Raw genomic sequence first — 26,906 nt, forward strand, 5'->3', positions numbered from 1 at the left:
GAGGAAGCGCGCGCCGTCAGTGCGCGCTTCTTCAAGTCAGCGTGACGCCGCCTGAAACGTCGACAATGATGTTGGACGCGTGCTCGTCATCGGGTTGGAACTGCAACTCGAGTTCCAGACTGACCGGCGCATCATCCGTGTGAGGTTGAATAGCGAGGTCTGCGCCAAAATCGATCTCGGCCATCGGCTCATGGCCATCAACGCGCTTGGTGACGCTGACGATTTTCGTGACCAGCCCGACCCCCGTGATGTGCATGTCATAGGGCACGGAATAGAGATTGGCACTCGCCGAGAGGGTCCCGGGGGCACCGGTCGGCAGGAGGGGCACGCGGACAGCGCCCACAGCCGTACGGCCCATGCCATAGAAATGAAACTTGTAGGGGATCTGGCTGACCTCGACCCCCCCGGGGCTCAGCAGGATCGCGCCCAAGGCTCCAGGAACAGATTCGGGAAATGCCGGATCGAGCGCTTCCCCCGACTGGCTGAACAGTCGCCACCCCTTGTAGCGGGACAAAAACGAAGCAACGGCCATGGACGGTCCGGCCTGCTCGACATTGTCGACGACGATCACGCCACCCGGCCGCAGATAGAGAGCCGAACTGAGAAGGTCGAACATGGCGTATTCGTAGGAATGATGCCCGTCGACAAAGATGAGATTGAAGGGCGCATGCTTGCCGGTCGCGGTGCGGGCCACTTCGAGCGATGCGAAATAGCTCATCGAATTGAGGGCGTGAAAGCTGGTGATAGCCGCCAGGGAATGCGGCCACCCTGCGATGATCCCCGGTAGCCTGTCACCCCCATAGGGATCGATGGTCACGAGAGACCCGGCACCGGCATCAGCGACGGATTGGGCTAGCACGCGCGTGGTATTGCCGAAATAGCTGCCGATCTCGAGAATGTTGGCCGGCGCCAGCAAACGCGCGAGGTGATAGAGCATTGCTTGCGAAACCGCTGGGGTGATCCTGCCCGGATCGGCTGTGAACCGCTCGACATGGTCGTCGAATGCAGCCGATGCGAAAGCCGCGCGAAGCCGATCTTCAGACAAGACGTCAACCATGAGTGCCCCCGTTGTCCGCGCGCGAACTTAAAGCGCAGCGCGGGATCATCAGCCACTGGCACCAATGCACAGGCCGCGCGCATCTCGCATTCCGAAACGTCGGGATTTCAGCGCGGCGCGATCTCACCTATTTCACCCATGCAGGTCAACACCGCGACGCCTTTGAATCGTATCGCCTTACCTCTGCCCGGGAAACGATTTGCCAGTTGTCATCGCCCATCACGCACGTTAAGTGAACGGGCGTTCGGGCAGGCGGTCGCATTCCCATGCGAGCCTGTATCACTAGGCGTTACCGTCGCAGGCTTTGGCAGACCACATCCTCCGGGTTTTCTCATGAAAATACTTGTCACGGGCGCGTGCGGCTACAAGGGCAGCGTGCTGGTTCCGAAGCTTTTGAAGGCTGGCCATCAGGTCGTCGGCTTCGACATCCAGTGGTTCGGCAACGAGCTCGAGCCGCATCCGGACCTGAACGTGGTGCAGGGCGATGTGCGCAACATCGACGAGGTGCCGCTCGACGGCATCGACGCCATCATCCACCTCTCCTCCGTCGCCAACGACCCCTGCGGCGACCTCGATCCCAAGCTGACCTGGGAAATCTCCTGCCTCGCCACCATGCAGCTGGCCGACCGCGCCAAGCGCCGGGGCATCAAGCGCTTCATCTACGCCTCGTCCGGGTCGGTCTACGGCGTGAAGGACGAGGAGCAGGTCACCGAGGACCTCGAACTGCTGCCGATCTCGGAATACAACAAGACCAAGATGTGCGGCGAGCGCATCATGCTGTCCTATTCCGAGGACATGGTTGTGCAGATCGTCCGGCCCGCCACCGTCTGCGGCTTCTCGCCGCGCATGCGTCTCGACGTCTCGGTCAACATGCTGACCATGCAGGCGCTGAAGAACGGCAAGATCACGGTGTTCGGCGGCGATCAGACGCGCCCGAACATTCACATCGACGACATCACCGACCTTTACATCTTCCTGCTCGACAATCCGCAGCACACGGGCATCTACAATGCCGGCTTCGAGAATATCTCGATCCTCGCCATCGCCGAGATGGTCGGCCACCATCTGGACGCCGAGATCGTGGTGACGCCGTCTAACGATCCCCGCTCCTATCGGGTCAATTCCGACAGGCTGCTGGCCACCGGCTTCCGGCCGAAGAAGACGGTCGAGGACGCGATCAAGGAACTGATCGGCCTCTACCGCCAGGGCGTGCTGATCGAGCAGGATCGCTGGCATAACCTCAAGTGGATGCAGCAGAAGGCGGCGCAGTGACCATGACGGCCTTCGCGAATCCCGGCGATCATTTCCGCGATTACGCCTCGCGCCTGGCAAGCGTCCTCGGCGGCTTCGACTGGACGCCCGTCGAGGCTCTGGGGCACGACCTCAGGGCCGCATGGAGCAGCGGTGCGCAGGTGTTCTTCGCCGGCAACGGCGGCAGTGCCGGCAATGCGGTGCACCTCGCCAACGACTTCCTCTATGCGCTGTCGAAGCAGGCCGGTTCAGGCCTCCGGGTCCACGGCCTGCCGGCGAACCAGGCGGTGATCACCTCGCTCGCCAATGACGAAGGCTACGACAAGGTCTTCTCGCTGCAGCTGGCGGTGATGGCGCGCAAGGGCGACATCCTCATCGTCTTCTCCGGTAGCGGCAATTCCCCGAACATCCTCAGGGCGCTCGAAGAGGCGAAGCGGATTGGCATGAAGAGCTATGCCGTGCTCGGTTTCTCCGGCGGCAAGGCCAAGGCCATGGCGGACGTCCCCATCCACCTCGCGCTCGATGACATGCAGATCGCGGAAGATTTCCAGCTGATCATGGGACACATGCTGATGCAGTGGCTTTCCCAATACCGCGACGAAGTGGCGGCTGAACTGGCCGGGAGGTCCTGAGCGTGGCGGCACCCATTCTCGTCCTCGGCTCCAACTCCTTCTCCGGCGCCAGCTTCTGCGATTTCGTGGCCGCGGCCGGCCGCGACGTCATCGCCACGTCCCGCTCCGACGAGCCGCACGAGGCCCTGCTGCCCTACAAGTGGCGCAAGAACCCTGGCTCGGTACGTTTTCATCGGGTCGACATCAACCATGATCTCGACGCGCTCGACGCCCTTCTGAAGGCCGAGAAGCCGACACATATCGTCAATTTCGCTGCCCAGAGCATGGTCGGCGAGAGCTGGACCAATCCCGACCACTGGATGATGACCAACGTGGTCTCGACGGTGCGCCTGCACGAGCGCCTGCGCCGCTACGACCGGCTGGAGCGCTACGTCCATGTCACGACGCCGGAAGTCTACGGTTCGACCGAGGGCTGGGTGAAGGAGGATTGCCCCTTCAATCCCTCGACGCCCTATGCGGTCAGCCGCGCCGCCGGCGACATGAGCCTGCGCACCTATTTCCAGACCTACCAGTTCCCGGTGCTCTTCACCCGCGCCGCCAATGTCTACGGGCCCGGCCAGCAGCTCTACCGCATCATTCCCCGCACCATCGTCGCCGCCGTGGGCGGGCAGAAGCTGAAGCTCGATGGCGGCGGCAAGTCGGTGCGCGTCTTCATCCACATGAACGACGTCTCCGACGCGACGCTGAAGATCGCCGAAAAGGGCACGCTGGGCGAGACCTATCACATCTCGGGCTATGAGCTGGTCTCGATCCGCGAACTCGTCGAGATGATCCTTGCGCGCCTCGGCAAGCGCTTCGAGGATTGCGTCGAGATCGGGCCGGAGCGCCCGGGCAAGGACACCGCCTATACGCTCGACAGCGTCAAGATCCGGACCGAGCTCGGCTGGCGGGATTCGATCGGTCTCGACCAGGGCGTCGGCGACGTCATCGCCTGGGCCACGCGCTTCGGCGAGGCCGTCGGCCAGCTGCCCGCGCGCTATGAACACAAGGCCTGACGGCCGCATGACTGGGACCCCCGACATGGTTGTTGCGAACGGCAAGAACGCGCCCGACAAGGCGGCGCTGGCGGCAGTAGCCGCAAGGCTCCGCGGCAAGGTGATCGAGATGAGCTCGGCCGCCGGTGCCGCCCATCTCGCCTCCTGCCTCTCCTGCTGCGACGTTCTGGCGGCCGCCTACTGGCACGTGCTGTCGATCGATCCGAAGAAGCCGGACTGGGCGGATCGCGACCGCTTCATTCTTTCCAAGGGCCATGCGGCTGCGGCGCTCTACGCGACGCTCGCCTTCAAGGGCTATTTCCCCGAGGCCGAACTGGCGACCTATTGCCAGGATGGTGGCCGCCTCGCCGAACATCCCCCGGCCAATCTCCTGCCTGGCGTCGAGGCCGCTACCGGCTCGCTCGGCCATGGCCTGCCCATCGGCGTCGGCATGGCGCTCGCGGCCCGCATCCACGGCCAGAGCCACCGTGTCTATGCGCTGCTCTCGGACGGCGAGAACAACGAGGGCTCGGTCTGGGAAGCGGCGATGTTCGCCGCCGGCCAGAAGCTCGAGAACATCTGCGTGATCGTCGACTACAACAAGTGGCAGGCGACGGCCCGTTCCAACGAGACGCTGATGCTCGCCCCGCTGCGCGACAAATGGGCCGCCTTCGGCTGGGACGCGCGCGAGATCGACGGCCATGACGTCGAGGCGCTGGCAGCCGCCATGGCCGACCTGCCCAATGGTTCGGGAAAGCCGGTGGCGCTGATCGCCCACACGGTCAAGGGCAAGGGCGTGTCCTTCATGGAGGACGACAACAACTGGCACTACCGCGCGCCGACCGCCGAAGAGGTGGTCAAGGCGCACAAGGAGCTCGGCCTCGCATGAGAAACGCATTCGCTGACGAACTGACGAAGCTCGGCGACGACGACGCGCGCGTGGTCATGCTCTCGGGCGATATCGGCAACCGCCTGTTCGACAAGTTCAAGGACAAGCATCCGAGCCGGTTCCTGAACTGCGGCGTGGCCGAGCAGAACATGATGGGCGTGGCCGCCGGCATGGCGATGTCGGGCCTGCGCCCCGTCGCCTACACGATCACACCTTTCGTGACGACGCGCTGCCTCGAGCAAATCCGTACCGATGCCTGCTACCACAACGTCCCGGTGACGGTGGTCTCCGTCGGCGCCGGCCTCGCCTATGCGGGCCTTGGTCCGACCCATCACGCCTGCGAGGACATTTCCTTCCTGCGCTCTATTCCGAACATGTCGGTGATCTGCCCGGGCGACCCCTGGGAGGTGCGCGCCGCGCTGCGCGCCGTCATGAAGCAGGATGGCCCCTGCTACATCCGCATGGGCAAGAAGGGCGAGCCGAACATCCACAAGGCGATGCCGGCCGACTTCACCATCGGCAAGGCCATCACCATCGAGGACGGCAGCGACGTCTGCATCCTGTCCACCGGCAATATCCTTCCCGAGGCCGTCGAGGCCGGCCACATCCTCAAGAGCCACGGCATCTCGGCCCGCGTGGTCAGCTTCCACACCGTCAAGCCGCTCGATACGGCTTGCCTGGCGGAAGCCTTTGGCAAGTTCCGTCTGGTCGCCACCGTCGAGGAGCATTCGCTGATCGGCGGCCTCGGTTCGGCCGTGGCGGAATGGGTCGTCGACAACGAGGTCCATCCCAAGGCCTTCCTGCGCTTCGGCACGCCGGACATCTTCTACAAGCTCGCCGGCGAACAGGAATACGCGCGCGAGCAGCTGGGGCTGACCGGCCACCAGATCGCAGACCGCATCCTCAAGAAGCTCGCCTGAGATCATCATCATGAAGACCGAAGCCGCCATCCTCGTCGAGACCGGCAAGCCGCTGGAACTGGTCACCCTGTCGCTGCCGGCCATCAAGCCCGGTCAGGTGCTGGTGGAGATCGGCTTTTCCGGCGCCTGCGGCACCCAGGTCATGGAGTGGCGCGGCGACAAGGGCGAGGACAAGTGGCTGCCGCACTGCCTCGGCCATGAGGGCGTCGGAACGGTCCTCGAGGCCGGCTCCGCCGTCACCAAGGTCAAGGCGGGCGACAAGGTCGTGCTGTCCTGGATCAAGGGCACCGGCATCGAGGCCGGCGGCGCCGTTTACGAATGGGACGGCAAGAAGGTCAACGCCGGCGGCGTGACCACCTTCCAGCGCCACGCCGTCGTCTCCGAAAACCGGCTGACGCTGCTGCAATCCGGCCTGCCACCCGAACTCGGCGTGCTGCTCGGCTGCGCCGCGCCGACCGGCATGGGCGCGATCTTCAATGTGCTCGACGTGCGCGCCGGGGATTCCGTCGCGATCTTCGGCACCGGCGGCATCGGCATCAATGCCGTGATGGCGGCCGCCTTTGCCGGCGCCACGCCGATCATCGGTATCGATCCGAGCCCGACCCGTCGTGCGCTGGCCAAGCTCTATGGCGCGACCCATGTCGTCGACCCCGGCGAAGGCGACGTTCTGGCTCAGATCAAGGCGATCGTGCCGCAGGGCGTCGATCGCGCGGTCGAAGCCTCCGGCCTGCCCATGGTCATGGACCAGGCGATCAACGCAACCCGCCAGCAGGGCGGCCGCGCCGTGGTCATCGGCAATGCCCGCTATGGCGCCGAGCTCACCCTGAACCCCGGCGTCTTCAACCAGGGCAAGAGCCTGATGGGCACCTGGGGTGGCGACAGCGTGCCGGATCGCGACTATCCGCGCTACGGCAAGCTGCTGGCAGGCGGACGTTTCCCCGTGCGCGACCTGCTTTCGGCACCCTATTCGCTGGCCAAGGCCACCGACGCCCTGGCCGATCTCGCCGCCGGCAAGGTCGGCCGTCCGCTGATCGACATGAGCCTGGCCTGACGGGCGGCAAGATGCGCATCGGGATCGACTTCGACAACACCATCGCCTGCTATGACGGGGTGTTCCACCAGGCCGCGCTCGAAAAGGGCCTGATCCCTGCCGGTCTCGGATCCAGCAAGAACGCTGTTCGCGACCACCTCAATGGCTCCGGCCGCAAGGACGAGTTCACCGCGCTGCAGGGCTATGTCTATGGCGCGCGCATGGACCTCGTCGCGCCCTATCCGGGCATCGTCGCCTTTGTCGACGCGGCGCGCGCGGCCGGGCACGATCTCTTCATCGTCAGCCACAAGACCAGAACCCCGATGATGGGGCCGGCCTATGACATGCATGAGGCGGCCCGCGGTTTCCTCGCGGCACAGGCGCTCTCGGGCCCTGCCCGCGTGCCCCATGAAAACATCTTCTTCGAACTGACCAAGGAGGCGAAGGTCGCCCGCGCCGGCACGCTTGGCTGCGACGTCTTCATCGACGACCTCCCCGAAATCCTCGCCATGCCGGGCTTCGCGCCGGCCACGCGGCTGGTCCTGTTCGATCCCGACGCCAACCCGCAATTCGCCTCCCTGCCGCATGAACGGCACGGTGACTGGACCGCGGTCCGCCACGCCATCCTGGGCGCGTGAATGGACGAGGTCCTGGCGATCGCGGCGCGTCTCTTTGGCAAGGCCGCGCTGGCGCCGCCCGTGTCGGCAGAGCGCCTCTCCGGCGGCAAGAACAACCGCGTCTTCCTGGTGAGCGATGCGGCAGGCGCCGCGCGCGTGCTCAAACTGTACCATGTCAGCGCCGCCGACAGCCGCGACCGGCTGGGCGCGGAATGGTGTTTCATCAGCTACGCCCGCGCGCGCGGCATCGACACCGTGCCGGAGCCGCTGGCCATGGACCGCGGCGATCATGCGGCCCTCTACAGCGTCCGCCCCGGGCACAAGCTGGCGCCGGGCGAGGTCGGCCATCTCCATGTCGAGGCGGCTCTCACCTTCATCATCGCGCTCAACAGCGCCCCGCGGGCCCTCGACGGGATCGCGCCCGGCTCGGAAGCCTGCTTCAGCCTCGCCGATCACCTGGCGACCGTCGCCCGCCGCGTCGCGCGCCTCGCCGACCTCGACCGCACGGCGCCGCATGGCGAGGCAGCAGCGGCCTTTGTTGCGAATGAACTCGTGCCGGCCTGGGAGCGCGTCCGGCAGCGGATCGCCGCGGCGGCCGGCGCGGAGGGAGACGCCGCCCTCCCGCAGGAGGCGCGGATCGTCTCGCCCTCCGACTTCGGCTTCCACAACGCCCTCGTCGCCGATGGTGCCGTCTCCTTCATCGACTTCGAATATGCCGGCCTCGACGACCCCGCCAAGCTCGTCGGTGATTTCTTCTCCGTCCCGGAGATCCCGACGCCGCAGGCGAGCCTCGAGCGTTTCATCGATGGTCTCCAGGCCGGGCTGTCCCTCGGCGACGGCTTCGGTCGACGCGCCCGGCTGCTGCTTGATGCCTACCGGATCAAGTGGGCTTGCATCATCCTCAACGACTTCCTGCCGCTCGACGAGGCGCGCCGCGCCTTCGCCCTCGGCACCGACCGCGCCGAGCGCTGCCGCGCCCAGCTCGCCAAGGCGCAGGCGATCCTCAAAGACCTGACCCCGTTCCACACCGGAGACCGCCATGGCCTATCGTGAATTCGTCAGCCTCGTCCACAAGTCGACGAAGCGTGACTACCTCGCGCGCGTCAACGAGATCGACAAGGCGGAGGTTGCCGAGAAGGCGATCCAGTTCGGGCAGGACTACTGGGACGGCAGCCGCCTCACCGGCTATGGCGGCTACAAGTACGATGGCCGCTGGCGCAAGGTCGCCGACGCCATGATCGCCGCCTACGGCCTGAAGCCCGGTATGAAGGTGCTCGATGTCGGTTCGGGCAAGGGCTTCCTGCTGCACGACTTCAAGGAGGCGATGCCCGGCCTCGAGGTCGCCGGCATCGACATCTCCCCCTATGCCGTCGAGCACACCATGGAGAGCGTCAAGCCCTTCTGCCAGGTCGGCAGCGCCGCCAAGGTCCCCTGGGCGGACAACAGCTTCGATCTCGTCATCTCCATCAACACCCTGCACAACCTCTACAATTTCGATCTCCATGCTGCCCTGAAGGAGATGGAGCGCGTCAGTCGCGGCGGCAAATACATCTGCGTCGAGGGCTACCGCAACGAGAGCGAGAAGGTGAACCTGATGTACTGGCAGCTCACCTGCCGCATCTTCCACACGCCGGAAGAATGGGCCTTCGACTTCGCCCAGGCCGGCTATACCGGCGACCACGAGTTCATCTATTTCGAATGATCCCGCTGCTCGCCAACGGCTGCTGGGCCGAGATCAGGGGCGCCAGGGGGGCCGAGGCCCGGCCCTGCCTTTTCCTTGATCGCGACGGGGTCGTGATCGTCGACCGCCATCACCTGGCCGACCCTGCCGGCGTTGAACTGGTGCCCGGCGCCGCGGCCCTTGTCGCCGCGGCCAACCGCTCGGGCTGGCTGGTCGGACTGGTCACCAACCAGTCCGGCATCGGCCGCGGGCTGTTCGACTGGCAGGCCTTCGCCCGGGTCCAGGCCCGCGTGGAAGCGGAGTTGCAGGCAGGCGGTGCGGCGCTCGACTTCATCTGCGCCTGTCCCCATCACGCCGGCGGATTGGCCCCCTTCGACGTGGCCGATCATCCCTGGCGCAAACCCAATCCCGGCATGCTCCTGCACGCCGCGACCGCGCTCGGCGTCGCCCTTCCCGCCTCCATCATGGTCGGTGACCGCGCCAGCGACATGGGAGCGGGAGCAGGCGCCGGGGTCGGCCATTGCTTCCTGATCGAAGGCATGAGCGACGAGGCGGCGACGGCCCGGGCGGCGGGTCTCGCCTTCCGGCCGTGCGACGGGCTGGACGAGGTCGAAAAGCTGCTCGTGGCCTAGGGCGCGGGCGGCCGGGCAAGCAGCGGGAAGCCCAGCCTGAGCTGGCCACAAGCCTCACCTCCGCGCGCCGCGGCGTCAGGAACAGCGCGCACTCCGAAAGCGGGATCGATCAACAGGCCGCGGTCGGCGGTGCGCAAGGCGAGGAGATCGGGTTCGGCGGAAAAGATGGCCGCCGCAAGATCGAGGGCCATGGCGCGCTGAACCGGGCCGGGCGTCGCGTCGGCCCCTAGCGTTGGCGTTTGCAGTTCGGCGATCATGTTGGCCGAGCCCCGCAGCGCGAAGGCGGGACAGCTTTCCCTGTGCACGGCCCCCGTGCCGACGCAGGCGAGCTTGCCGGCCAGAGCGCGTCCGAAACGCGCGGCCGCCTCCCGGTCCACCGTCGGCCGGGCACAGGACGGACCGCTGTTGCCTGCCACGAGGGTGCGCGCTGGAAGCACGACCGCGAGGCCAAGCCGGTCGACATCTGCCTCGAACCCGTTGCGCGACAGTTCGCGCGCGAGATCATCGAGGAAACGCATCGCTTCTGCGCGACGCGCCAACTCTTCCGCCTGCTCCGACCGGCTCTGCGCAGTGTCACCCTGCTGCTGGGCAAAGAACATCTGTGCGGCGATGAGGATCAGCAGGATGAAGATCACGCCGACGACAAGGTCGAAGAAGGGCTTGAAGTCGATGACGTCGTCGTCTTCGGCCTTCATGGCACGGCCCGCTCTGACAGCACGCTCTCGAGCTTCGCGACAGCGGCACGCGTCGCGGCCAGTTCGGTGGTGAGGCTCATCAGTGCAGCGGACAGCTGCGCAATCCGCTGCTCTTCCGCCCATTCGGAGCGCGCCGGTCTCAGCGGTTGGAGGAACGCGTCGATTTCCGTGGCGAGCTCCGCAGCGGCCGTGCCGAGCGATTGCGCGCCGTAGCGATGCAGGAGGCTGATCATCAGCGCGCTAAGCAAGGCGGCGACTGAGGTCAGGAACTTGAATGCCGACGCATTGAGCAACTGCACGATGGCCTGGCGCGCCTCACCCATATCTCCCGATCGGAAACCGCGCGCCGAGAAGTACAATGCGACGACAAGGCCGACGAAGGTCAGTATCAGACCGACAGACGTATAGTACCCAGGAAGCCCAACGAGGAGAGCCGTCTTCGCTTGCACCCCGACAGCACTCTGCGTCTCTACGACGGTAGCAAAACGGCGCTCGGGAATGCGCTTGCGTTCGACCACATCGGCGGCGAAGACAGTCCAGGCCGGCAGCAGTGCGTCATGCCGCTTGAGAACGCCATGGATGCGTTCGCAGGCCTTCAGCCAGTCGCCGGGGCCGGCTTTGCGCAGGGCCTCGATCTCGCGTCGGGCGCGGCGCATGCCGGTCAGTTGCGGAACGAGGACCCTGCTCGTGAACCAGCCGATGATCGACAAGGCCGAGAGGAAGACAAGGGCCGACGCGACATAGGCGAAGGATGGCTGGTTGATCAGGTTGACGAGCGGAACGACGACCGGACGCAGCAGTTGCGTCGCGAACTCGCCGATCGGGTCGAGAGCGCCTTGGGTCTGGCCCAAAGCGATGAGTGCCACCAGGAGCAGCACAAGCACAGTCGACAGGATGATGGTCATGGTGCCGTTCTCCCTATCCAGCGCTCAGATCCCGCCTATCACCAGGCCACGGCGCCGCTGGTCCAGAAACCATAGGCGTAGCAGTCGACCGGACTGGCGCTGCGGACGGGGTCGACCAGTTCCGGCTTGTCGAGCCTCACGATGAAGCAATCACCCGACTGGTGGAGGACGAGCTTGTAGTCGAGCCGGCTGCCCCGGTACAGCAGCCGATCCTTCGGCCCCTCCATCTGCCCGAGCCGCGTCTTCAGCGGCGGGATGGCTTCGGCAACCGCCGCAAAGGAATTCCAGGCATCGGCTGTCGTCGGGAAAGTGCCGGTGTTGCGCCGGTATTCCTCGACGGCGTCGCGAATGGACTGCACCATCTGCACGTTCTTTTCGCTCTGCGCACGACCCTCGCGATAATGGTCTTCGACCACCACCGCGGCGCTGCGCGTGACGCTCTGGAACGCGAACAATGCACCGGCACCAAGGCAGAGGCCGAGGAGCAAGGCCAGCGCCGGGATCACGACCCCATCCCGCCGTGCCGCCGGGGCGGCCTCCGGCGCGCGCGGCACGCCCGGTCGCACCATGGCGGGATCGCCCTTCTCCTTCCACGCGCCGGCGTAAGCGTCGCCGGAGCCGGCCGAAACCTGGTTCGGCGCCCGTGCAGAACCCGCGGATGCATATGGCTGACCAACATCCTGCTCGGCCTCGAACTGGCCGATCGCCGCTTCGAGTTCGTCCCGATAGCGCTGTGACTGCCGGCCTTGAGGGTCGCCCTCGATCGAAGACGCGAACTTGTCGACCCGCGCCCGAAGGGCGCCATAGAGTGCGCGCCGCTCATCGGGTGATGCGCCGTTCGCGTGGTCACGCAAGAGCTGGATGAAGTCCATGCCTGGTTATGTCCGGTTCCAGCAAAGCTGACACAGTAGGATAGGGGAGCAGCAGAGGACGGCGCCAGCCTGCCCTCGCGTGATCATGATATACACGGCAGCTTGCCTGACAATGCGCGCAAGAGCCATCGCCAACACGGCCGATCAGGCCGTGACCGGCTTCGGAAACTCGACATGCGCGCGCGCCAGACTGTCGAGATTGCCGATATCGCGATGATAACCGGCGGTCTCATGGGCGAGGATTCGACCGACGAACCGAGGAATGACTTCAGTCGACAGGTCGACGAAGGGCTTGCCCAGTTGCGCCGCGGCCTCGGTCACCTCCGGCTCGATGATATAGACGGCGGCGTTGGCGAGGTTGCCGGGCGGGTTCTCCACCTTCTCATGGAACGCCTGCACCAGATGCATGTCGTCCAGCTCGAGAATGCCGCAGGAGCGGGGATCGTCGGTGCGGAAGGCCAGCATGGTCATGGCCGCCCCGGGGGGGCGCCGCGCATGGGCCGACTGGAAGGCAGCGACGTCGAAGGTCGTCAGATTGTCGGCATGGGCCAGCAGGACGGGACCGGACCCCAGCGCGATGCGATTCGCCACCAGCGTGCCGCCCGTCCCCAGAAGCTCGGGTTCATGCACCAGCGTCACCCGGTCACGCCACGGTGACGCTGCCACATGGCGCTCGACCACGTCGGAGAGGTAATGCGTGTTGACGACCGCATGGCTGATCGCATCGTCGCGAAAGATCAGGTCGAGCCAGTAATCCATCAGCGGACGGCCGTGGATCGGCACCAGGCATTTCGGCACGGTGTCGGTAAGCGGCCTCAGACGGGTTCCGAACCCGGCCGCCAGCAGCAGCGCGCGCATGTTCAGGTCCTCCGCTCGCGCAGTTCACCCATCACTTCCTGATGCTGGATGGGCAGATTGCCGACCCGCGACACCTGGATGGCGGCCGCGATCGATCCGAGATAGCTCGAACGCCAGATGTCGACTCCGGCGCACAGCGCCATCGACATGCAGGTGAAGAGGGAATCGCCCGCGCCGGCCACGTCCTTGGGGTTGTTGTTGAATGCCGGGAGCCGGTCGAGCCGCTCCTCGCCCTGTTTTTCGCCGAGCACGATCATGCCTTCGGCGCCGAGCGTCACCACCACATTGACGGCGCGGGCCTTGTCCCGGAGCCGGGAGGCCACGACGGCGATGCCGGCTTCGGCATCCTGCACATGAAGGGCGAGCCTGGCCTCGCGCTCGGTCGGCGTGACCAACTGCATCCCCCGGAAACGGGAAATGTCAGCCATCTGGGACGAGGCCTGGCTGTCCGCCGACATCGGCACCTTGCGGGCCTGCGCGGCCTCGGCCACCGCATCGACCAGCGGCTGCGGCAGGCAGCCATAGTTGAAGTCGGAGAACAGGATCAGGTCCGTATGCTTGATGCGGGATTTGATCCAGCGCAGCATTTTCGACTGCAGTTCCTGCTCCACCGCATGCTGGCGCAGGTCATTGACCCGCAGCAGGGTCTTGCCGTTGGCCCGGTAGCGGGCCTTGACAGTCGTCGGACGCGTCCGATCCACCATGACGCTGGCGTTGACGTTGTAGCGCGCCAGATTTTCGCGGGCATAGGCCGCATGCCGGTCGTGCCCCGCGACGGTCAGGAACTCGACCTCTGCCCCGAGGCCGCGTGCATGGGCCGAAACAATCCCGGCGCCGCCGACGAAGGTCTTCTTGTTGATCGGCGTCACCACGATGGTGGGGTCTTCCTGCGACATGCCCAGGGGCTCGCAGTTGACGTATTCGTCGATGATCAGATCGCCGATCACCAGGACACGCATTCCGGCAAACTGCGGCAGGATTTTCGCCAGATCGCCGATCCGGAAACCATGGCGCTCCGGGAAGTCGGTCGGCCGCTGGATGTTGGGCCGGTCATTGCCGGCGAACTCCTTGGCGATCAGGTCGTCCGTGGAGAAGCGCAGCTCGCCGGCGCTGAACAGCAGCTTGCCGCCATAGCCATCAAGGACCGCTTCTTCGGGATTGTACTCCGTCGCGAACTCCTTGCCCTTCACCACCAGGTCGGGCCGGAGCCGGTCGATGAAGCGGCTCGCATCCTCGCGCATCTCGACGGCGTGGTGGACATAGGAGATCGCGTTCAGGGCCTCGAGCCTGAGAGCCATCGGCACGGTCACACCCTGGGCGCCGTCGGGCTTCAGGCCGATCACCAGCGTGTCGCAGGCCTCGGCAGCGAATTTGAGCACGCGCATGTGGCCGGCATGGATGACGTTGAAATTGCCGGAGATGAAACCGATGCGCTTGTGCGGGCCGACCTGCTGGCGGATCTGCTCGGGCGTGAGCGCGGGATCGCTGGCCGAGTCGAGGTTACGCAAATGGGCCATGGGGTTCCCCCGAGAAACGACGATGCCCCGATACGACGGGCGACGCGCAGGGTCCAGTAGAAAATCGGGTCGGAAAGTAACAGGGAAAAGAGCGAAATCAGCGGGTTGCTTCCAGGTGACCGACTTGCCCGCGGATCGGGCGAGGAGCTTTTTGCCGGGATTGGCATCGATGCAACGGCAAAACAGGGATGTTCGCCACCAGTGGGACCGCCGGTAGGATCACTTGTCGCGACGATAGTGGCGGCGCCTGCCCGCCATCGGTCACCGATCGAAAGACAAAGTGATTGGGCGGGCGGCGCGGCGGCCTCTAAGTGGCGCTGGTCGATTGCAAAATTCGGCCGTTTGAACCGATTCTGCGGCCTTCCACGGCGAGTGCCGGCATCGCCGTCCGACCGAAAGAAACCGAGCCCCATCCGCATGACTCAGAACCTCCCGCTCGCCTCCATTCCCTTGATCGATCTCGGCGCTCAGCGGCGCCGGCTCGGCGCGGCGGTCGATGCCGCGATCATGAAGGTCGTGGACCATGGTGCCTACATCATGGGTCCCGAGGTTTTCGCACTGGAGAAGGCGCTTTCGGAATTTTGTGGTGCCAGACATTCGATTTCCTGCTCGTCCGGTACCGATGCCCTTGCCCTCATTCTGATGGCGAAGGGCGTGAAGCCCGGTGACGCGGTCCTCTGCCCCTCCTTCACGTTCGCCGCCACGGCGGAGGTCGTCGCCTGGCTCGGCGCCAGTCCGGTCTTCGTCGACGTTCATGCCGAGACCTTCAACCTCGACCGCGCCTCGCTCGAGCAGGGCCTCGTCACGGCGAAGGCGGCCGGCCTGCGGCCCGTCGGCGTCATCGCCGTCGACCTGTTCGGCCAGTCCGCCGATTACGACGCCATCGAGCCCTTCTGCGCCGAGAATGGCCTCTGGCTGCTCGATGATGCCGCCCAGTCCTTCGGCGGTAGCTACAAGGGCCGGAAGATCGGCACGATCGGCATGGCGACGGCGACGTCCTTCTTCCCGGCCAAGCCGCTCGGCTGCTACGGCGATGGCGGCGCCGTCTTCACCGATGATGACGGAATCGCCGACGTGATCCGGTCGCTGCGCATCCACGGACAGAACAACGAGGACAAATACGATAACCAGCGCATCGGCATGACCGGCCGGATGGACACCATCCAGGCCGCCGTGCTGATCGAAAAGCTCAAGATCTTCGGTGACGAGATCGTCGCGCGGAACATCGTCGCGGCGCGCTACAACGAGGCTCTCGCCTCGCTCGTCGACGTACCGCGCGTGCCCGAGGACCTCGTCTCGGTCTGGGCGCAGTATACGATCCTGCTCCGCGGCCGCGATCGCACCGAATTCGCCGCCCGGCTGAAGGCGCAGGGAATTCCCACGGCCATCTACTATCCCCGCCCCCTGCATCAGCAGACGGCCTACAGGCGCTATCCCGTCGCCGGCAACGGCTTGCCCGTCTCCGACCGTCTCGCGGTCGAGGTAATCAGCCTGCCGATGCACCCCTATCTCGACGAGGCGCTGCAAAGCCGCGTGATCGAGAGCGTACGCGCGGCGCTGGCATGACGGCGGCCGCGGTCCGGTTCGCCTAACAGGCTTGCCGCGCCGATCGGGGCACGTCCTGCACATGGCTGCTCCACGCGTGCTCTTCCGGCCACAGACCCTGGGCATATCTCGCTGAATCGCCGGCAGGGCGGTTGACGGCGACCTTGGTCAAGGACGAGGGTATAAGCGTGCTAAAGCAGTGCAGCATGCGTTCAAGGCGTAGGTGTCGAGGAGTATCGGCGTGAATGTAGAGACCGCCTTCGAGTTGGCCGCGCTGGTTTTGGGTTTGGCTTCAGCCTGGCTGGTCGTTCGCGACCGTCTCCGCGCCTACTGATCCGACAGTTCGCCCCCCGGCCTTCCTCTGAAAATCCGGAAAGGTGCGTCGGGCTTGCGCTATAGCCCTCCCCTACATGCTGCATGCAGGTCGCATCGGATGCCGGATCGAATCGGCTAGCGTGACGTTCCGCCTCTCGGGGGCGGATGATCGGCACCAGCGCGGTCCTTCTCGACGATGCCAGCTTCCTCTAGTCTCCTGACGGCCGGCCTCGCATGTGCCGCCGCGTCCATCGTCTCCTGGCTGGCCATCGCCGCCTTGCGGCCCTGGCTGAGACGTGTCGCCGGCGCCAGACCCGACGCCCGCTCCTCCCACAAGGACGTGACGCCGCAGGGCGCCGGCATCGGCGTCGTGGCGAGCATCATCCTCGTCGCCGGCATGGCCGCGATCCTGGCGGGTGCCGCCGAGGTCCGCCTCCTCGCCCTGCTGGCGGCCGTCGCCGGACTGACGGTCCTCGGTTTCATCGACGACGTCCGCCCCATCGCCTGGGCGCCCAAACTCGCAGTGCAGGCGGTGGCGGCGGTGCTGGCGACCCTGAGCCTTCCCGCCGACGCGACGCTGGTACCGCCGGCACTGTTCTGGGCCGAACGCGCCGTAGCCGCCCTGGTGCTGCTCACCACGATCAACATCGTCAATTTCATCGACGGCATCGACGAGATCACCCTAGCCCATGCGGCGCCGGCCTTCGCCATGATCTGGGCGGCAGCTCTGCTGATGCCGATGGGCGGGGCGACAAGCGTCATCGCCGCTGCCGGCCTCGGCGCGATGGCCGGGTTCTGGCCCTGGAATCGGCATCCGGCATCGATCTTCCTGGGGGATTCTGGCAGCTTGCCGCTCGGCCTGCTGCTGGGTTGGCTGGCGCTGAACCTCGCCCTCCAGGGCCAGCCGGCTGCAGCGCTCCTCGTGCTGCTCTACCCGCTCGTCGATGGTGGCCTGACCCTCTTGCGGCGTTTCCTCGCAGGCCGAAGGCTCACCGAGCCCCATCGTGACCACGCCTACCAGCGCGCCGTCGACAATGGCCTGAGAGCGCCGCGGGTGGCGCTCACCGTCGCCCTGGTCTCGATCCTCTGCGGCGGGCTCGCCCTCGTCTCCATCCGCGCCGAAGGTGCCTGGGCTGCGGCCGCGATGCTCACCATCGGCACGGCCGTGGTGCTCCTGCCCGTCATCGCCTGGCTGCAGCGACCGAGGCGCAGCCCATGAGGATCCTCGTCACCGGCGCGAGCGGCTTCGTCGGCACGGCGCTCGCCGCGAACCTTGCCGAACGCGGGCACTTTGTCCGCGCAGCGGCGCGTGGCCCCCTTCCCGCCAGCATCGCGGGCCGCGTCACGCCCGCCGCCCTGCCCGACCTCGTTGCCGGCCAGGACCTCGATGAGGCCTTCGCGCGGCTTCTCGACGGCATCGACGCCGTCGTCCATGCCGCCGGCCTCGCCCACCAGCCCGCGGGGATCGACGAGGCCGTGATGCAGGCCGTCAACGCCGACTCTTCGGCAAGCCTCGCCCGCGCCGCGCGTCGCCAAGGCATAGGGGGCTTCGTGCTGATCTCGTCGATACGGGCGGTGAGCGGGCCGTCAGCCGCATGGCTCCTGACGGAGGCGGCGGAAGCAAACCCCACCGACGCCTATGGGCGTTCGAAGCGCGCGGCGGAATGTGCGGTCGCAGCGGCCCTGCCAGAGGCGACGATCCTGCGACCGCCGATCATCCATGGCGCCGGAGCAAAGGGCAACATGGCGCGCCTCGCCCGCCTCGCCCGCCTCCCCTTGCCACTGCCGCTCGCAGGGCTCGCGGGCCGCCGGTCGATCCTCTCCGACGCCAATCTCGCCAGTGCCGTCGCTTTCGTTCTGGACAATCCCGAGACGCGGGGGCGCGCCTTCCATCTCGACGACGGTGAGCCGCTGACCTTGCCGGAGATGGCAGCGTCGATGCGGCAGGCTGTCGGCCGTCCGCCGGGCATCGCAGCCCTGCCCTTCGCCCTCGCCGAGCGGATGATCGCGCGCCTGTTCCCCGGCATCGCCGGGCAGGTGCTGGGCGATCTTGTCGTGGACGATGGCGCGTTGCGCGCTCTCGGCTGGCGGCCGGTCGAGCCCTCGGGTGCGGGTCTCGGCCGGCTGATGCGGGCAACGGGCGCTTAGACGCGCTTGTAGTCGTCCTGGCTGCGGACGATGTCGTCCTCGCCGAGATAGCTGCCCGACTGCACCTCGATGAGCTCCAGCGGAATCTTCCCGTCATTCGACAGGCGGTGCCAGGCGCCCAGCGGGATATAGACGTTCTCGTTCTCGCGCACGATCTTCGAGACCTCGTCGACCTCGACGGTCGCCGTGCCCTTGACGACGATCCAGTGCTCGGCGCGGTGGAAATGCTTCTGCAGCGACAGCCGCGCGCCCGGCTTCACCACGATGCGCTTCACCTGGAAACGCTCGCCCCGGTCGACGCTCTCGTAGGAACCCCAGGGGCGCAGCACCCGGCGATGCTCCTCGGCGAGCCGGCGGCGCTGGGCATCGCCGCCGCGCAGATCCGCCACGAGTGTCTTGAGCTCACCTGCAACCTGGCGGCCGGCCACCAGGACGGCATCCTTGGTGGCGACCACGACGACGTCGTCGAGGCCGATCACCGCGGTGTGGACATCGTCGCTCGACACATAGGAATTGCGCGTTCCCACCAGCGACACGGCGCCACGCGCGGCATTTCCGTCGGCATCCTTCGCCGAGGCATCCCACAGTGCGTCCCACGAACCGAGATCCGACCAGGCGTAGTCGGCCTCGATGACGGCGGCGCGGTCGGTGCGCTCCATCACGGCATAGTCGACGGACTTCGCGGGAGAGGCGGCGAAGGCTTCGCGATCGATACGCTCGAAGGTGACGTTGCCGGTCTGGTCGACGCTCATCGACCCGGCGACGGCCTTGGCGGCTGCGGCGATCTCCGGCTCGAAACGTGCGAGCTCGGCGAGGAAGACGTCGGCGCGGAACAGGAAATTGCCTGAGTTCCAGAGATAGTTCTCGGCGAGGAAGGTCTTCGCCTTGTCCTCGTCGGGCTTTTCCACGAAGGCGGCGACCATCCGCACCCGGCCGTCCATGACGTCGCCGGGGCGGATATAGCCGTAGCCGGTGGCCGGATGGGTCGGGCGGATGCCGAAGGTGACCAGCGCTCCGGCCTCGGCCACCGCGAGTCCGGCCTCGGCCGTCGCGGCGAAGGCGGCGGCGTCGGTGACGAGGTGGTCGGCGGCCAGCACCAGCATGACAGCGTCCGGATCTGCGGCCGCGACGAGTTCGGCGGCCACCGCGATGGCGGGACCGGAATCCCGCCGCATGGGCTCGAGCACGATGCGACCGGGCGTGCCCGCGCGCGCCAGCTGGTCGGCGACGAGGAAGCGGAAATCCTCGCCGGTGACGATCACCGGATCGGTGAAGATGGCGCGGTCGCCGACGCGGGCCAGCGTCTCCTCGAACGTCGAGCGATCGCCGAGGAGCGGCAGGAACTGCTTCGGATAGGCCTCACGCGAGGCGGGCCAGAGACGCGTCCCCGCGCCGCCGGAGAGGATGACCGGAACGATCCGCGTCTGCTTCGGCATCGAAGGCATATCCTTCACTTTTCGCTCAGCATGTCGGCGCGTTACCTACCCTCTGGCCGTCCGACGCGCCACAGCCATCTGTCGGAATGGTCAACGCTGCGACGTTCAGGGCCTGGCGGGGACACCGAGGAACGGGCGGCTGAAGGAAGTGATCCCGACCTGCGCCTGATGCGCGGCAACCACCAGAACGAGGTAACCGGTGGCGAAGACCGTGTTGGTCTGGTCGTGGCTGAACAGGAGGTTGGTCAGGCCGAAGATCGCATAACTCCCCGACAGCAGCACCGCGAAGGCCCAGCGCTCACGCTGACGCCCGTCCCGCGGCGCCTGTCCGACGATGATGAGCGGCGCGACCAGCAGCAGCACCAGGGCGAGAAGGCCGACGATGCCGCGGCCGACCGCCACCGAGATGAACTCGTTGTGGAGATGGCGATAGGCCGGAATGGCGATCCCGGCGCGCGCGGCCCGCGCCCGCACCTCCGCCACGGCGTTCTGGCTGCCGTAGCCGACGAAGGGGCGATCGAGGAAGGCATCGAACCCATGGGTCCACAGCATGACCCGATGGGCCGTCGAGGGGTCGCGGTCGACGCCGAGGGTCTCGCTCTGCAGGGCCTGGCGCACCTCTTCGACGCGCTCCGGCACCTTCAGGGCAATCGCGAAGACCGCGAGCCCGGCGGCGAGAACCGAGGCCACCAGCACAGTCTGCCCGATCCGCACCCGGATCAACGGCCAGACATGAACCACGACCACGACGGCGACCAGCGGCAGCGCCAGCAGCGCGCCACGCGTCTGCGACAGGAAGCTGCCGCCGATGCCGCAGACGAGCGCAGCGAAAGCGAAAGCCTTCATCGCCGGCGACAGGCGGGTAAACCCGACCATCGACAGTCCGGCCGCGAGGATGGCCGTGCCCCCGAAGGGAATGGCGTTCGCCATTCCGGCGGTGGCGCGCGGGTGGCCGAGGAGGAAAACCTGCACCAGCGCGAGGCAGAAGGAGACGATGGCGGCGGCGCGGACCCCGTTCAGGAAGAGATCGAAGACATCGACCTTCGGCGTCTGCACGAGGGTGCCGACCAGGACGGTCAGCGCGAGGAAATGCATCGCGGTGCCCACATCAAGCCAACCCGCGGCCTTGTTGGCGAAGGCGAGCGGCGAGATCATCGTCACGAAGAAATAGCCGAGGGCGACGAGGCAAGCGAAGGCCGTCGTCGGCGGCCAGACCCAGGAGATGCGGCGGCCAAGAAAGATCAGGCCGATATAGATGCACGCCCCGAAATAGAAGAAGGTCGCGACGCTGCCGAGGGTCAGCGGCAGGAAGGCGAGCACCGGAATATAGAGATAGGCGATGCGGTTCGGGTCGTCGATCGTCGCCCGGATCCAGGCCCAGGCGGCAGCGACCAGTCCCCGTCGCGGCGAGGTGTTCGGCGGACCTTCCATTGAACTCATGACGACTGACGCTGCCTTATCGCTGCAGCCCCATCGAAGCTGTCAGTCCTCCATCGATGGAAAGGGTAGCGCCTGTCATATAACTTGCAAGCGGCGACAGCAGATAGGCGACGAGACCGCCGATTTCCTCGGGCCGCGCGAAACGTCCGGCGGGAATCTGGCTCTCCATCTTGTCGCGATAATCGGCATATCTGGCCATCATGTCGGTATCGACGAAGCCAGGGGCGACGACATTGACCGTCACGCCGCGTTTGGCGCTCTCGATCGCCAGCGTCCGGCAATAGGCGGCGAGCGCGGCCTTGGACGCCCCATAGGCGGCATTGCCCTGGTTGGAGCGCTCCGCCGTCACCGAGCCGATGGCGACGATCCGCCCGTTCCGGGCCCGCATCATCGGGCGCACCACGGCATTCACCAGGCGCGTGAAGGCGAAGAAATTGATCTGCATGACCGCCTCGGCCTTGGCCTGGTCCATGACCGCGGCGAGTTGGTCGTAGGGCTGCCCGGCATTGTGGACGAGGCCATAGAGCGCTTCGCCCTTTTCGAGCTCGGCGCAGAAGGCGTCGACCGCCGTCTTGTCGGCGAGGTCGAGGGTCGCGATCCCGACGTCACGATCCGGGTGCGAGGCCTTGAGCTCCGCCACAAGCGCTTCGGCCGCCGTGCCCGAGGAGCGCACCGTGAAGGTCACATCGTGGCCGGCGGCGACGAGCGCCCGGACGATGGCCGCGCCCATGCCCTTGGCGCCGCCGGTGACGAGGACGCGCCCCATCACGCCGGCTCCGCGGCGAGGACCAGGCAGACGTTCTGACCGCCGAAGCCGAAGGAATTGGAGATGGCGCGGGTGACTTTCGCCTTGCGGGCGACATTGGGCACGAGATCCATCCTGATCGCGGGGTCCGCCTCGGTATGGTTGATCGTTGGCGGAATGACGCCGCTGCGGATGGTCATCAGCGTGAACACCGCCTCGATGGCGCCGGCCGCCGACAGGGTGTGGCCGATCATCGACTTGTTGGACGACACGGCGATCCCCGCGAGATGATCACCGAAGACGGCGGCGAGGCCGACATATTCCATCTTGTCGTTCTCGGGCGTCGACGTGCCGTGGGCGTTGACATACTGGACGTCGGCAGGTGTGACGCCGGCATCGTCAAGGGCATTCCTGATGCAGCCGATGATCGGCGCGCCGTCCGGGCTGGACCGGGTGCGATGGAAGCTGTCGGCCATCTCGCCGCAGCCCTCGACGACGCCGAGAATGGTCGCGCCACGCGCCGTGGCATGTTCCCAGGATTCGAGCACCAGGGCCCCCGCCCCCTCGGCCATGACGAAGCCGTCGCGGTCCTTGGAGAAGGGCCGGGCCGCGGCGGTCGGGTCGCCGTTGCGGGTCGACAGCGCGGACAGGAGCGAGAAGCGCACCAGTGATTCCTGGTTGGCGGAACCGTCGGCGCCGATGACGAGCGCCGCTTCGGTCTCGCCGCGGCGGATCGCCTCGACGGCCAGCTGGATGGCGGTCGCCCCGGTGGCGCAGGCTGTGGAGATCGAGATCGGCGCGCCCTTGGTGCCGAAGCGGTCGGCGAGCGCATCGCCCACCGAGCCGAAGAGGAAGCGCGTCTGCATCGCGCTGAAATCCTTGGCCGCGGCGCCCCTGAGAATGTCGGTATAGGTGATGTCGGCGCTCTTGCCGGAGGCGCGGGCGAGATCCTGCCGCTGCGGCCATTCCAGCTCCACCGGCGGCATGCCGAGGAAGAGCGGGCCGGGGAAGGTGCCGGCATCGCCGATCCTCGCCTCGGCCACCGCCTCCTCGCCGGCCAGCGCCGCCATCTTGGTGGTGAGGTCGGGGGCATTGTCGAAGGGCACGAAATCGACGGTGCCGGCGATGGTGGTGCGCAGGCCCTCGATCGGGAAACGGGTGATCGTATGGATGCCGGACTGGCCGGCCGTCAGCTTCGACCAGTTCTCGTCCTTGCCCTGGCCGAGCGAGGTGACGACGCCCATGCCGGTGACGACGACGACCGGGCGGCCGTGCTTGTCCTTCATGTGAGCCATGGTGTCCTCCTCAGATCGCCTCGACGAGGGCCATGCCCTCGCCGCGCCAGTGCCCGACGGAGGTGACGACCGCCTGCTTGACCTTGCGGGTCATGCGCGCCTCGTCCTTGGAACCGCCGATCGGCGGGACGGCCTCGCCGCGCGCCACCATCATCGCCGCCAGCGCGACATTCGCCGGGAAGGTCGCCTCGACGCTGTGGCCGATGACCGAGCCGGTGGCCCGTGTCGGCACCCGCCGCTGGTCGAGAATGTCGCGCTCGATGGCCATTGCACCGCTGACGCCGGTGGCGCCGGAGACGACCACCGTGGCGCCGGGAATGAGGCCGGGCGAGATCTCGTTCCACTGCACGGCCATGGAATGCTCAGCATCCCCGTCCTTGCGGCGGGTGCGGTCGGAGGACACCCTGGCGAGCCTGGCGATGGGCTTGGCGCCGCGCTTCTCGGCATGTTCGCGCGCCTCGATCACGAGGAAGGCGCCGACCGAGCCGAGAATCGTACCGCCGCCGTCCTTCGGCCGCTCCCAGACCGGCACCCAGGGCCCGGTCCAGTTCATGTGGCCGAGCTCGAAATGCAGGATCGTGTCCGGCCGCTCCGCCGAATAGGCGCCGCCCACCAGGAAGATGTCGCCCTGCGCGGCATGGCAGCGGCCGAGGGCGACGCGCACCGCGTCGACGCCCGCCATCTCCTCGCCCATGAAGGTGCGAGAGGAGCCGACGACGCCATGGACGATGGAGATGTTGCCGGCGAGGAGGTTGGAGAGCTGGGCGAGGAACAGCGTCGGACGCAGGTCGTTCATCAGCCGCTCGTTGAGGAACTTGCCGGGCTCGTTGGAGGCCTCCAGCCCCGACAGGATCTGCCCGTCGACGGCATAGTCGCGCTCGCCGCCGCCGGCGGCGACGATCATGTGCATCGACTTCAACAGGTCGTCCTGGCCCTTGACCCCGGCATTCTCCAGTGCGAGGCCGGCGGCATAGGTGCCGAGGCGCTGCCAGCCCTCCATCTGCCGGCGGTCGCCGCGGTCAGGAATCTGCTTGGCGAGGTCCAGCGCGACGGCGGGATGGACATGATAGGGCGCATGGGTGGTCGAATCGAGTTTCAGCCACGTCTCGCGGTCGCCGTTCAGGGCGTCCCAGTGGGCATCGAGCCCCTCTCCGAGCGCGGAGACGAGGCCGATCCCGGTGATCCAGGCCTCACGTTCCGGGGCAATTGCCATCATGCACTCCCTTCAGGCCGTTTCCAGCTTCTCGAACGGGAACTGGAGACGTTCCCCCCACTCGCGGATCATCGAGGCGAATTTCGGATCGGGGAAGGTTTTCACCGCGAACTTGATTTCCGCCTCGGCGACCTTCTTGCCCTCGCGGGTGATGAAGGCCTTCGTGACCGCATAGCCCGACCCGTCGCCGATCATTTCCGCATGCACGACGAGCGGCGTCGAGGGCTGCACGAAGTCACGCATCTTGGTGCTGTTGGTGCCGACCAGAAAGGGCATGGCGGTGAGGCCGTTCAGACCGAGGATCAGCCAGCCCGAGGCCTGCGCCATCGCCTCGATCATCAGCACGCCCGGCAGGAGCGGATAGCCGGGGAAATGGCCCTCGAACACCGGACTTTCGGCAGGAACATCCGCCGCCGCCGTCAGGGTCCTGGCCTGCGCGTCGAAGGAGACGACGCGCGTGATCATCTGGAAGTATTCGAGCCGCATGGGAGGATTGATCTCCCGTGCCGGGAGGCTTTCGAAAGGGTTGGATGACGAAACCGGCCGGGGGGGCCGGCCGGTGATGCAGAATGAACTGTGGCGGGCCGGCGGACCGCCGGGATCAAGCGCCCTTGGCAGCGACCAGCTCGTCGATCTTGCCGCACAGCGCGCCGAGGACGAAATAGTCTTCCGTCTTCGCCTTGCCCTCGTTGACCTCCTGCGTCCACTTTTCGAGCGGCAGCTTGATGCCGAATGCCTTGTCGATGGCGAAGGCGATGTCGAGGAAGTCGAGCGAATCGATACCGAGATCGTCGATCGCGTGGCTCTCGGACGTGATCTTCTCAAGCGGGATGTCACACGTTTCCGAGATGATCTTCGAGACGGTTTCGAAGGTGGACGACATGGTGGCGCAATCTCCGTGGCGGCCGTCAGATGGTGATCAAAGCGGCACGAAACAAGGCAATCGCCCGTACAGGGCGCCCCGAATAGGAAGCTGCTGCTATAGATGAGGCGGCAGGCCGCATCAACCCTTCGTCTCGTGTCCCCGGCCACAGCGGCGGTGATGGTGCTGCACGCCGTCGGCGCCCGGGCGCGCGCGTCCTTCGGCGGGCGTCCTTCGGTTGACGAGCCCGCCCCGGGCCTTTAGGCACCGGCGCCTTGCATTCTTTGCTGGCGCGGCGGCCCGATCTGCCACACAGCGGGCTATTCCGCCCTGAAGAGGATCATCCCCATGCGCGCCCTTCGCCTCCACGGTGACCGCGACCTCCGCATCGAGGAGATCGCGGACGCCCCCGCCCCGGCCCGCGGCGAGGTCCGCATCAAGGTCGCGGCCGTCGCGCTCAACCATATCGACGTCTGGGGATTCCGCGGCATGGCCTTCGCAAAGCGCCAGATGCCGCTGGTGGTGGGCGCCGAGGCCTCCGGCACCATCGAGAGCATCGGCGACGGCGTCACCGCGTTCAAGGCCGGCGACAAGGTCGTCATGTTCGGCGCCAAGACCTGCGGCACCTGTCAGTTCTGCCGCGCCGGCCAGGACAACCTGTGCACCGACGTGCAGGGCATCATGGGCTTCCACATCGACGGGTTCGCGCGCGAATATGTGACGATGGAGGCCCGCCACGTCGTCCAGGTGCCCGCCGCCGTGTCGTTGCGCGATGCCGCCACCGCTGCGATCACCTTCTCCACCGTGGAGCACATGCTCTTCGACAATTGCCGGCTGCAGCCAGGCGAGACCGTCCTCGTCCAGGCCGGCGGATCGGGCATCGGCACTGTCGCGATCAAGGTCGCGAAGGCGCTCGGCTGCACGGTGATCACGACGGTCGGTGACGACGACAAGGTCGCCAAGGCGCTCGCCATCGGCGCCGACCACGCCATCAACTACCGCACCGAGCGGTTCGAGGGCGTGGTGCGCAAGATCACGAAGAAGAAGGGCGTCGACGTCGCCTTCGAACATACCGGCGCCGACACGTTCAACCAGTCGCTGTTCTGCCTCCGCCGCGGCGGCAGGCTCGCCACCTGCGGCGCCACGTCGGGCGCCACCATCACCTTCAACCTGATGCAGCTCTTCCAGCAGCAGTACAAGATCTTCGGCTCGTTCGGCGCCCCCATCCGCGCCATCGCCGACGGCCTGAAGCGCATCGAGGCGGGCGTCACCCCGGTGATCGACACCGAACTGCCGATGGACCGGTTCTCCGAGGCCCTCGATCGGCTCGAGGGCCGCAAGGTCTTCGGCAAGATCCTCGTCCAGATCTGACGGCGG

General features: G+C 66.7%; 27 protein-coding genes. 14 read left to right on the forward strand and 13 right to left on the reverse strand.

The features are described from left to right. Positions 1-31: 31 nt before the first annotated feature. A complete protein-coding gene (locus Q8O26_RS04745; RefSeq protein WP_305574001.1) occupies positions 32-1,057 on the reverse strand; it encodes a class I SAM-dependent methyltransferase in 1,026 nt (341 codons plus the stop codon). 333 nt (positions 1,058-1,390) lie between these two features. Here Q8O26_RS04745 and Q8O26_RS04750 point away from each other — a divergent pair, with 333 nt between their 5' ends. From Q8O26_RS04750 to Q8O26_RS04795, 10 genes are read left to right on the forward strand one after another with little or no spacing between them, the layout of a single operon-like run. Next, on the forward strand, positions 1,391-2,329 hold the full coding sequence (locus Q8O26_RS04750) for an NAD(P)-dependent oxidoreductase (RefSeq protein WP_305574003.1): 939 nt from the start codon (positions 1,391-1,393) through the stop codon (positions 2,327-2,329). A gap of 2 nt (positions 2,330-2,331) precedes the next feature. Then, on the forward strand, positions 2,332-2,940 hold the full coding sequence (locus Q8O26_RS04755; RefSeq protein ID WP_305574004.1) for an SIS domain-containing protein: 609 nt from the start codon (positions 2,332-2,334) through the stop codon (positions 2,938-2,940). Positions 2,941-2,942: 2 nt separating this feature from the next. Then, a complete protein-coding gene (locus tag Q8O26_RS04760) occupies positions 2,943-3,935 on the forward strand; it encodes a GDP-mannose 4,6-dehydratase (RefSeq protein ID WP_305574006.1) in 993 nt (330 codons plus the stop codon). A 25-nt stretch (positions 3,936-3,960) separates the two neighbouring features. Continuing rightward, positions 3,961-4,803, forward strand: a complete 843-nt coding sequence (locus Q8O26_RS04765; protein WP_305574008.1) for a transketolase — start codon at positions 3,961-3,963, stop codon at positions 4,801-4,803. Continuing rightward, the gene (locus tag Q8O26_RS04770; RefSeq protein ID WP_305574010.1) at positions 4,800-5,723 is read left to right on the forward strand and encodes a transketolase family protein; all 924 of its coding nucleotides are present in this window, start codon (positions 4,800-4,802) and stop codon (positions 5,721-5,723) included. The genes Q8O26_RS04765 and Q8O26_RS04770 overlap by 4 nt, the downstream gene beginning before the upstream one ends. Positions 5,724-5,733: 10 nt before the next feature. Beyond that, on the forward strand, positions 5,734-6,774 hold the full coding sequence (locus Q8O26_RS04775; RefSeq protein WP_305574012.1) for a zinc-binding dehydrogenase: 1,041 nt from the start codon (positions 5,734-5,736) through the stop codon (positions 6,772-6,774). A gap of 11 nt (positions 6,775-6,785) precedes the next feature. After that, a complete protein-coding gene (locus tag Q8O26_RS04780) occupies positions 6,786-7,391 on the forward strand; it encodes a hypothetical protein (protein ID WP_305574014.1) in 606 nt (201 codons plus the stop codon). After that, the gene (locus Q8O26_RS04785) at positions 7,392-8,423 is read left to right on the forward strand and encodes a phosphotransferase (protein ID WP_305574016.1); all 1,032 of its coding nucleotides are present in this window, start codon (positions 7,392-7,394) and stop codon (positions 8,421-8,423) included. Then, the gene (locus Q8O26_RS04790; RefSeq protein ID WP_305574018.1) at positions 8,410-9,072 is read left to right on the forward strand and encodes a class I SAM-dependent methyltransferase; all 663 of its coding nucleotides are present in this window, start codon (positions 8,410-8,412) and stop codon (positions 9,070-9,072) included. Before Q8O26_RS04785 ends, Q8O26_RS04790 begins: the two co-directional genes overlap by 14 nt. Further along, positions 9,069-9,683: an HAD-IIIA family hydrolase gene (locus Q8O26_RS04795; RefSeq protein ID WP_305574020.1), complete on the forward strand. Its 615-nt coding sequence runs from the start codon at positions 9,069-9,071 to the stop codon at positions 9,681-9,683. The genes Q8O26_RS04790 and Q8O26_RS04795 overlap by 4 nt, the downstream gene beginning before the upstream one ends. Here Q8O26_RS04795 and Q8O26_RS04800 read toward each other — a convergent pair. The 5 genes from Q8O26_RS04800 to Q8O26_RS04820 form a co-directional block, all read right to left on the reverse strand. Then, positions 9,680-10,378, reverse strand: coding sequence for a hypothetical protein (locus Q8O26_RS04800; protein ID WP_305574022.1), 699 nt, complete (start codon positions 10,376-10,378; stop codon positions 9,680-9,682). The two genes, Q8O26_RS04795 and Q8O26_RS04800, sit on opposite strands and share 4 nt — an antisense overlap. Beyond that, entirely contained in the window at positions 10,375-11,283 is a 909-nt protein-coding gene (locus Q8O26_RS04805) for a hypothetical protein (RefSeq protein WP_305574024.1), read from the reverse strand. Before Q8O26_RS04805 ends, Q8O26_RS04800 begins: the two co-directional genes overlap by 4 nt. Positions 11,284-11,321: 38 nt before the next feature. Beyond that, positions 11,322-12,155: a hypothetical protein gene (locus tag Q8O26_RS04810; protein ID WP_305574026.1), complete on the reverse strand. Its 834-nt coding sequence runs from the start codon at positions 12,153-12,155 to the stop codon at positions 11,322-11,324. Positions 12,156-12,299: 144 nt separating this feature from the next. After that, a complete protein-coding gene (locus tag Q8O26_RS04815) occupies positions 12,300-13,013 on the reverse strand; it encodes a nucleotidyltransferase family protein (protein ID WP_305574028.1) in 714 nt (237 codons plus the stop codon). 2 nt (positions 13,014-13,015) lie between these two features. Continuing rightward, positions 13,016-14,530 carry a PfkB family carbohydrate kinase gene (locus tag Q8O26_RS04820; RefSeq protein WP_305574030.1) on the reverse strand — a complete coding sequence of 505 codons (1,515 nt, stop codon included), beginning with the start codon at positions 14,528-14,530 and terminating at the stop codon, positions 13,016-13,018. Positions 14,531-14,947: 417 nt separating this feature from the next. Here Q8O26_RS04820 and Q8O26_RS04825 point away from each other — a divergent pair, with 417 nt between their 5' ends. The 3 genes from Q8O26_RS04825 to Q8O26_RS04835 all read left to right on the forward strand — a co-directional run bounded on the left by Q8O26_RS04825 (position 14,948) and on the right by Q8O26_RS04835 (position 18,538). Beyond that, positions 14,948-16,096: a DegT/DnrJ/EryC1/StrS aminotransferase family protein gene (locus Q8O26_RS04825; RefSeq protein ID WP_305574032.1), complete on the forward strand. Its 1,149-nt coding sequence runs from the start codon at positions 14,948-14,950 to the stop codon at positions 16,094-16,096. A gap of 490 nt (positions 16,097-16,586) precedes the next feature. Continuing rightward, positions 16,587-17,609: a glycosyl transferase gene (locus Q8O26_RS04830; RefSeq protein ID WP_305574033.1), complete on the forward strand. Its 1,023-nt coding sequence runs from the start codon at positions 16,587-16,589 to the stop codon at positions 17,607-17,609. Next, complete coding sequence (locus tag Q8O26_RS04835) at positions 17,606-18,538, forward strand: NAD-dependent epimerase/dehydratase family protein (protein WP_305574035.1); 933 nt, start codon at positions 17,606-17,608, stop codon at positions 18,536-18,538. Before Q8O26_RS04830 ends, Q8O26_RS04835 begins: the two co-directional genes overlap by 4 nt. On the opposite strand, the gene Q8O26_RS04840 is transcribed toward Q8O26_RS04835, so the two are convergent. From Q8O26_RS04840 to Q8O26_RS04870, 7 genes are all read right to left on the reverse strand, one after another. Next, a complete protein-coding gene (locus Q8O26_RS04840) occupies positions 18,535-19,974 on the reverse strand; it encodes a mannose-1-phosphate guanylyltransferase/mannose-6-phosphate isomerase (protein WP_305574037.1) in 1,440 nt (479 codons plus the stop codon). The genes Q8O26_RS04835 and Q8O26_RS04840 overlap by 4 nt on opposite strands. Before the next feature lie 105 nt (positions 19,975-20,079). Beyond that, positions 20,080-21,405: an O-antigen ligase gene (locus tag Q8O26_RS04845; RefSeq protein ID WP_305574039.1), complete on the reverse strand. Its 1,326-nt coding sequence runs from the start codon at positions 21,403-21,405 to the stop codon at positions 20,080-20,082. Between the two features lie 25 nt (positions 21,406-21,430). Further along, complete coding sequence (locus Q8O26_RS04850) at positions 21,431-22,180, reverse strand: SDR family NAD(P)-dependent oxidoreductase (RefSeq protein ID WP_305574041.1); 750 nt, start codon at positions 22,178-22,180, stop codon at positions 21,431-21,433. After that, a complete protein-coding gene (locus Q8O26_RS04855) occupies positions 22,180-23,454 on the reverse strand; it encodes a beta-ketoacyl-ACP synthase (protein WP_305574043.1) in 1,275 nt (424 codons plus the stop codon). Before Q8O26_RS04855 ends, Q8O26_RS04850 begins: the two co-directional genes overlap by 1 nt. Before the next feature lie 10 nt (positions 23,455-23,464). After that, a complete protein-coding gene (locus tag Q8O26_RS04860; protein ID WP_305574045.1) occupies positions 23,465-24,670 on the reverse strand; it encodes a beta-ketoacyl-ACP synthase in 1,206 nt (401 codons plus the stop codon). Between the two features lie 9 nt (positions 24,671-24,679). Beyond that, positions 24,680-25,153, reverse strand: coding sequence for a 3-hydroxyacyl-ACP dehydratase FabZ family protein (locus Q8O26_RS04865; protein ID WP_305574047.1), 474 nt, complete (start codon positions 25,151-25,153; stop codon positions 24,680-24,682). Positions 25,154-25,268: 115 nt separating this feature from the next. Further along, positions 25,269-25,550 (reverse strand): acyl carrier protein, encoded by a 282-nt coding sequence (locus tag Q8O26_RS04870; RefSeq protein ID WP_305574049.1) that lies wholly within the window; start codon positions 25,548-25,550, stop codon positions 25,269-25,271. Positions 25,551-25,877: 327 nt separating this feature from the next. Between Q8O26_RS04870 and Q8O26_RS04875 the strand changes: the two genes are divergently transcribed. Beyond that, positions 25,878-26,900 carry a zinc-binding dehydrogenase gene (locus Q8O26_RS04875; RefSeq protein ID WP_305574051.1) on the forward strand — a complete coding sequence of 341 codons (1,023 nt, stop codon included), beginning with the start codon at positions 25,878-25,880 and terminating at the stop codon, positions 26,898-26,900. Positions 26,901-26,906 lie beyond the last annotated feature (6 nt).

The organism is Phreatobacter sp., assembly GCF_030691135.1.
Lineage (GTDB): Bacteria > Pseudomonadota > Alphaproteobacteria > Rhizobiales > Phreatobacteraceae > Phreatobacter.